At 64.1% G+C, this 6,865-nt stretch carries 9 protein-coding genes; 8 read left to right on the forward strand and 1 reads right to left on the reverse strand.

What is annotated here, in order from left to right; all coding sequences use genetic code 11:
- Positions 1-39: 39 nt before the first annotated feature.
- Together ABID37_RS12515 and ABID37_RS12520 are read left to right on the forward strand one after the other, a co-directional pair.
- Positions 40-1,314, forward strand: coding sequence for an aminopeptidase (locus ABID37_RS12515; protein WP_354195149.1), 1,275 nt, complete (start codon positions 40-42; stop codon positions 1,312-1,314).
- 1 nt (position 1,315) lies between these two features.
- On the forward strand, positions 1,316-1,666 hold the full coding sequence (locus ABID37_RS12520) for a DUF488 domain-containing protein (protein ID WP_354195151.1): 351 nt from the start codon (positions 1,316-1,318) through the stop codon (positions 1,664-1,666).
- Between the two features lie 271 nt (positions 1,667-1,937).
- On the opposite strand, the gene ABID37_RS12525 is transcribed toward ABID37_RS12520, so the two are convergent.
- On the reverse strand, positions 1,938-2,288 hold the full coding sequence (locus tag ABID37_RS12525) for an ArsC family reductase (protein ID WP_354195153.1): 351 nt from the start codon (positions 2,286-2,288) through the stop codon (positions 1,938-1,940).
- Between the two features lie 161 nt (positions 2,289-2,449).
- On the opposite strand from ABID37_RS12525, the gene ABID37_RS12530 reads away from it, so the two are divergent.
- The 6 genes from ABID37_RS12530 to ABID37_RS12555 all read left to right on the forward strand — a co-directional run bounded on the left by ABID37_RS12530 (position 2,450) and on the right by ABID37_RS12555 (position 6,549).
- Complete coding sequence (locus ABID37_RS12530) at positions 2,450-3,646, forward strand: cell wall hydrolase (protein WP_354195155.1); 1,197 nt, start codon at positions 2,450-2,452, stop codon at positions 3,644-3,646.
- A gap of 233 nt (positions 3,647-3,879) precedes the next feature.
- On the forward strand, positions 3,880-4,281 hold the full coding sequence (locus tag ABID37_RS12535) for an AtpZ/AtpI family protein (RefSeq protein WP_354195157.1): 402 nt from the start codon (positions 3,880-3,882) through the stop codon (positions 4,279-4,281).
- 61 nt (positions 4,282-4,342) lie between these two features.
- Positions 4,343-5,104 carry a F0F1 ATP synthase subunit A gene (locus ABID37_RS12540; protein WP_354195159.1) on the forward strand — a complete coding sequence of 254 codons (762 nt, stop codon included), beginning with the start codon at positions 4,343-4,345 and terminating at the stop codon, positions 5,102-5,104.
- A gap of 66 nt (positions 5,105-5,170) precedes the next feature.
- Positions 5,171-5,395 (forward strand): F0F1 ATP synthase subunit C, encoded by a 225-nt coding sequence (locus ABID37_RS12545; protein ID WP_035024691.1) that lies wholly within the window; start codon positions 5,171-5,173, stop codon positions 5,393-5,395.
- 58 nt (positions 5,396-5,453) lie between these two features.
- Positions 5,454-6,047: a F0F1 ATP synthase subunit B gene (locus tag ABID37_RS12550; protein WP_354195161.1), complete on the forward strand. Its 594-nt coding sequence runs from the start codon at positions 5,454-5,456 to the stop codon at positions 6,045-6,047.
- A gap of 10 nt (positions 6,048-6,057) precedes the next feature.
- Entirely contained in the window at positions 6,058-6,549 is a 492-nt protein-coding gene (locus ABID37_RS12555) for a F0F1 ATP synthase subunit B (RefSeq protein ID WP_354195163.1), read from the forward strand.
- Positions 6,550-6,865: the final 316 nt, after the last annotated feature.

Raw genomic sequence — 6,865 nt, forward strand, 5'->3', positions numbered from 1 at the left:
CTAGAAAGTTTGGCACACACATTCACAGGCTTTTCTCCCATGACGGCACACGCCCCTTCGATCACCCCCGCCACCGATCTATCCGCCGTCATCGATCCGGTGAAGCTCGACCGGCTGGCGGAAGTGGCGATCAAGGTCGGCCTCCAGCTCCAGCCCGGCCAGGATCTGGTGCTGACCTCCTCCATCGCCGCCCTGCCGCTGACCCGCAGGATCGTGGAGCAGGCCTACAAGGCCGGGGCCGGGCTGGTGACGCCGATCTTCTCCGACGACGAGATCACGCTTGCCCGCTTCCGTTACGGCGCCGATGCCAGCTTCGACCGCGCCGCCGGCTGGCTGCATGAGGGCATGGCGAAGGCATTCTCGCAGAATGCCGCGCGGCTGGCGGTGCGCGGCGACGACCCGTCGCTGCTGTCCGGGCAGGACCCGGCCAAGGTGGCGCGCGCCAACAAGGCCAATTCCATGGCCTATCAGCCGGCGCTGGAAAAGATCACCGGCTTCGACATCAACTGGACCATCCTCGCCTATCCCGAACTGGCATGGGCGCGGCAGGTGTTCCCGGGCGAGAGCGACGAGGCCGCGGTCAAGAAGCTCGCCGAGGCGATCTTCGCGGCAAGCCGCGTCGACAATGACGATCCGGTCGAGGCATGGGGCCGGCACAATGCGGCCCTGGCGAAGCGCACCGAATGGCTGAACGGCCACCGTTTCCACGCGCTGCATTTCAAGGGCCCCGGCACCGACCTGACGCTCGGCCTTGCCGACGACCACGAATGGATGGGCGGCGCCTCGACCGCCAAGAACGGCGTGACCTGCAACCCCAACATCCCGACCGAGGAGGTGTTCACCACCCCGCATCGCCTGCGCGTTTCCGGCCATGTGTCCTCGACCAAGCCGCTTTCCTACCAGGGCACGCTGATCGACGAGATTTCGGTGCGCTTCGAGGAAGGCCGCATCGTCGAGGCGACGGCGTCGAAGGGTGCCGATGTGCTGAACAAGGTGCTGGACACCGACGAGGGCGCGCGCCGGCTGGGCGAGGTGGCGCTGGTGCCGCATTCCTCGCCGATCTCGCAGAGCGGCATTCTCTTTTACAACACGCTGTTCGACGAGAACGCCTCGTGCCACATCGCGCTCGGCCAGTGCTATTCCAAGTGCTTCGTCGGCGGCGACAAGCTGAGCCCCGAGGACATCGCGGCGCGCGGCGGCAACAAGAGCCTTATCCACATCGACTGGATGATCGGCTCCGGCAAGGTCGACATCGACGGCGTCCGCGAGGATGGCAGCACCGTGCCGGTGATGCGCGCCGGCGAATGGGCCTGACATGTCCGGGCTGGTGGTCAAGCGCGTCTACGAACCCGCCGCCGACGGCGACGGGCAGCGCGTGCTGGTCGATCGGCTCTGGCCGCGCGGCGTGAAGAAGGAAGACGCGCGGCTCGACCTGTGGCTGAAGGACATCGCCCCCAGCGACGATCTGCGCAACTGGTTCGGCCACGATCCGGAGCGCTGGACGGAATTCCAGAAGCGCTACCGGGCCGAGCTGAAGGACAAGGACGAGGCCGTTGCCGAACTGCGCGGCCTCATGGCCAAGGGCAAGGTGACGCTTCTGTTCGCGGCCCATGACGAGCAGCACAACAACGCCGTGGCGCTGGCGGCTTACCTCGGGGAAGCGTGAAGCCTCTCTTCGGGTTTCCGGAATGAGTCCGGACAGCCTGTCATCGCTTCGTTGCAGGAATTTCCGGGATGAAGAATGTCAGTTCGGGATCATTGGCGAATTTATAGACGTTCCGGCATGGATTCCCGACACTCTCCATTCGCGGCGCTCATTGCGAGGTCGGGGATGACGTGGAATATCTCCGCGTCACCCCGGCAGAGGGAGCGATAGCGACCGCGAGCCGGGATCCATGCCGGACCCTCGCCGGTAAAAGCCACCCGGCGCTGCCGGCCTATGCCGTCACCTCTGCCGCATACATATCCGGCTTGAACCCCACCAGCACGCGCTCGTCCAGGTCCAGAACCGGGCGCTTGATCATGGTCGGGTGGGCAAGCAGCAACGCTTTTGCCTTTTCTTCGTCGATATCCTGCTTGTCCGCATCGGCGAGGCCGCGAAAAGTGGTGCTGGCCTTGTTGAGCAGCACCTGCCAGCCGACCTTGCCGATCCAGCCTTCCAGCGTGGCCTTGTCCAGCCCCTCGGCCCGGTAGTCATGGAAGGTGTAGGCGATGTCGTGGTCCTCCAGCCAGGTGCGCGCCTTCTTGATCGTGTCGCAATTGGGGATGCCGTACATGGTGATCGTCATGAGCCGTCCTCGTGCCGGGAAAGGGATAGACGGACTGAAAGCCGATTCGCTCCCGCTTGTCAGGTCGCGGGGTGCGATGAAAGCCGTCTCCGTTAACCGGCCATCAAGGTTAATGCATCATTTTTGTCTCCAGTGGGTTTCGTAGCGTTCTGGAGAGTTCCGTGCATCGACGTGTCGTGAAGCGGCTGGCCGCCGCCGCCGGTGGCAAGCAGCGTTCGTTCATTGCGCCTCTGGTCGTCGGGCTTGGCATATGGGTCGGCTCGCCGACCGTCACCGCCTTTCAGGATATGACCAGCCTGGTTTCCGGTTTGGATGCCAATGCACGGTGGAACGCCTATATCGAAAAGTCCGTCGCCGGCTCGACCCAGGCTGCCGAAATGCCGTTCCAGGCTTCCGCCGCCTCGGTGGCCTCGGCCGCCTCGCTGGCCGGCTCGGGCGTGGAGCTTCCCGGCGTCGGCACCGTGGCGTTCCGCTCCAAGAGCGGCATCATCGGCGAAACGCCGGACGAGGACCGGGTCATGCGCCATGGCAAGAGCGGCCGTCTGGTCAAGATCGCGCCGGTCGCGCCGCCGAAGAACTTCACCGCCGGCTCGATCTTCGAGCGCACGTCGTCGCTGATGCTGCGCAAAAGCCTCGATGGCAGCATGAAGATGGCCTTTGCCAAGCCGCAGATAAAAGGCAAGGAGGTGCAGATCGCCTCCGCCTTCCATATGCGCGAGGAGCCCCGGCCGGCGAAAGGCGCCGCAAGCATGCTGGCCAGCCTTATGAACAACGACAAGCCGGACATCCTGGCAACCGCCTATGCGCCGGCCGAAGTGGACTATGCCAAATCCTCGCCCTTCAAGGCGCTGTTGCAGGAAGAGCAGCCGAACGGCGGACGTTTCATTCCTCCGGTGGGCAAGGGCGATCACGCCTGGATGCGCAATCCGCTGCCGGCGACGGTGTTTTCCAAGGCCGAGCAGAAGTGCCTCGCCAATGCGGTCTACTTCGAGGCGCGCAGCGAATCCCTGCGCGGCCAGGCCGCCGTGGCGCAGGTGGTGCTGAACCGGGTGCGCAACCCCGCCTATCCGGCATCGATCTGCGGCGTCGTCTACCAGAACGACAACTGGCTGAACCGCTGCCAGTTCTCCTTTGCCTGCGACGGCCGCAAGAAGCGGGTGACCGAGCCGCGCCGCTACAAGATCGCCGAGGAGGTCGCCATGGCGGTGACGGCCGGCAAGATATTCCTGCCCGAGGTCGGATCGGCCACGCATTACTATGCGACCTACGTCAATCCGGGCTGGGCGCGGACCATGCACAAGATGACCAAGATCGGCCTGCATATCTTCTACCGCACCTATGGCGGCGGCTGGAGCTGAACCGAGCCGCCGCTGCCGCCGGATATGCCGGCAAGGGAGGGGATTCCATGCCCGCCCCCCGCCGGCTGGCGGCGGGCACTATGTCGCACCCGCGTAAAGTATTGATTTTACTTTGCTAATACTTTGCTTTTGAAAACCCCCGCGTGGCTTGACGGGCGGAGGGCCTGTAACTATGTTGCGCGCCAACTGGATGCAGACCGACGGCGGACTTTCGGCCGGGCAGGGAGGTTACGATGGCCGGTAAGAATGGGCCAGGCGGAACCGGAGAGACCGGCCCCCGGAATAACCGCGAAGGCGACATCCGCGACGACGAACTTGAGCGCCGTCGGCGTGAGCTTGGGGCATCTCTGGCAGCACGGCATCCGAAGGCGTTTGAGGGGGAAGACAACGCGCAAGCAGGCGGTTCGACTGGCTATGGCCAGGCGTTCAAGCTGTCCAGCGAGTTCATTGCCGGTGTGGTGGTGGGCATCGCGATAGGATGGGTGGTGGATCGCGTTGCCGGAACCTCGCCATGGGGTCTCATTGTCTTCCTGCTTGTCGGTTTTGCGGCTGGCGTGCTCAACGTTCTGCGCTCCGCAGGCTTGATGGCCGGGTTTGGGCAGGGTAGGCCCCGATCCGGTTCGAAGGACGAGTAAGCGCGCCCGAGGCGCGAAGGCAATTGAGGCAAGGCCGCAAGCGGCCATATGAGGACTGAACGTGGCAGCTGCTGACAAGGTCGACCCGATCCACCAGTTCCATATCAACAAGATCGTCCCGATCGAGATCGGGGGCTACGATCTTTCCTTCACCAATTCCTCGCTGTTCATGGTCGTGACCGTCGTCGTGGCCTCGGCCTTCCTCTACCTTGCCACTTCCGGCCGCCATCTGGTGCCGACCCGCTGGCAGTCCTCGGCCGAGCTGACCTACGAGTTCATCGCCAACATGCTCAAGGATTCGGCGGGCAGCCAGGGCATGCGCTTCTTCCCCTTCGTGTTCTCGCTGTTCATGTTCGTGCTGGTCGCGAATCTGCTCGGTCTGATCCCCTATTTCTTCACCGTCACCAGCCACATCATCGTCACCTTCGCGCTGTCGGTGCTGGTCATCGGCGTGGTGCTGGTCTACGGCCTCGCCAAGCACGGCTTCGGCTTCTTCAAGCTGTTCGCGCCGAGCGGCGTGCCGGCCATCCTCATCCCGCTGGTGGCGGTGATCGAGGTGGTGTCGTTCCTGTCGCGCCCGGTCAGCCTCTCCGTCCGTCTTTTCGCCAACATGCTGGCCGGCCACATCACGCTGAAGGTGTTCGCCGGCTTCATCGTGTCGCTGGGCGCCCTGGGTGGCGTGGGCATTGCCGGCGCCGTGCTGCCGCTGATCATGACGGTCGCGATCACCGGCCTCGAAGTGCTGGTCGCCGCGCTGCAGGCCTATGTGTTCGCCATCCTGACCTGCATGTACCTGAACGACGCCCTGCATCCGGGGCACTGACGAAATCGCTCGCAGACGGTCTGCGTCGACGAAACCTGAAAAGCCATTCCACAAGGAGTTGAAGAAATGGAAGCTGAAGCAGCAAAGTACATCGGTGCCGGTATCGCGTGCCTGGGCATGGGTGGCGCGGCCATCGGCCTCGGCAACATCTTCTCGAGCTATCTGGGCGGCGCGCTGCGCAACCCGTCCGCCGCTGACGGCCAGTTCGGCCGCCTGGTGTTCGGCTTCGCCGTGACCGAAGCTCTGGGCATCTTCTCGCTGCTCATCGCCCTTCTGGCGCTGTTCGGCTGATCTGCCTTAGACTGGGGCCGCGCCGCATGCCGGCCGGCCCGAATGACAGGGACGAAAGATGTTCGTGACATCAGCCTACGGGCAAGAAACGGCGCCTGCGGATCAGGGCGCGACCACGACGGACGTTCTGATCGGAACCGAGGTTCCGCATGAAGCCGCCGAGGAAGGTCTGTTTCCGCCCTTCAATCCCGAGACCTTCGCGTCGCAGATTGTCTGGCTGGCGATCACCTTCGGTCTTTTCTACCTGTTCCTGAAGCGGGTCGCGATGCCGCGCCTTGCCGGCATCGTCGAGACGCGCAGCGGCAAGATCGCCAGCGATCTCGACCAGGCCGCCCGCATGAAGGAGGAGGCGGACGCCGCGGTGGCCGCCTATGAGCAGGAACTGGCCCAGGCTCGCGCCGGTGCCATGGCCATCGGCCAGAAGGCCCGCGACGCGGCCGAAGCCGAGGCCGGCGCCGTCCGCAAGAAGATCGAAGCCGAACTCGACAAGAAGCTGGCCGAGTCCGAGGCGCACATCGCCTCGATCAAGTCCAACGCCATGAAGGATGTCGGCGCCATTGCCGAATCCACGGCCTCCGCCATCATCGAGCAGCTCGTCGGCAAGGCCGACAAGGCCGGTGTGGCTGCCGCCGTCAAATCCGTCGCCGGTTGAGGGCAGGGACATGGACGCAACATCTCTCGCCACAGTCTGGGCAACGATCGCGCTGGTGATCTTCATCGCCATCTGCATCTACATCAAGGTTCCGGGCATGGTGTCCAAGGCGCTCGACCAGCGCGCCGAACGCATCCGCAACGAGCTTGAGGAAGCCAGGCGTCTGCGCGAGGAAGCGCAGGCCCTGCTGGCCGAGTACCAGAAGAAGCGCAAGGCCGCCGAAGAGGAAGCGGCCGAGATCGTCGAGATCGCCAGGCGCGAGGCCGAGGCTCTGGCCGAAGAGGCCAAGCACAAGACCGAGGACTATGTGGCGCGCCGCACCGCCATGGCCGAGCAGAAGATCGCCCAGGCCGAGCGTGACGCCGTCAGCGAAGTGCGCGCCAGCGCCGTCGAGCTGGCCGTCGAGGCCGCCCGCAAGGTGCTGGGCGACAAGGTGGACGGCAAGGCCGACGCCGACCTGTTCAAGAAGTCGGTCGAGGAAGTCAAGGCCCGCCTGAACTGAGGCCGGCCCGGTTTACAAACGAATTGAAGCCGCTGGGGGAACCCGGCGGCTTTTTCGTTGTGCGGGGTTTGTGGCTCTTTCCGAATTGTGGATCATTTCAGTTTTGACGGAAACGAGCCCTCACGCGATCTCTTGCCGTTTGCGAGGAGAGGGATACGGCCACGTTGCAGACAACGTCCTTCAATTTAGCTTGCGGACCCGACTTGCCCTGGCAACCACTCCATCGTCATCAACTCTGATGGTTTTGATTGTCTCTGAGCCTTGCGTTGAGGGTTATGATGATCTTTCGCATGGTCGCTGCGATTGCGAGGATCGG

The organism is Aquamicrobium terrae (assembly GCF_040545735.1).
GTDB lineage: Bacteria > Pseudomonadota > Alphaproteobacteria > Rhizobiales > Rhizobiaceae > Mesorhizobium > Mesorhizobium terrae_A.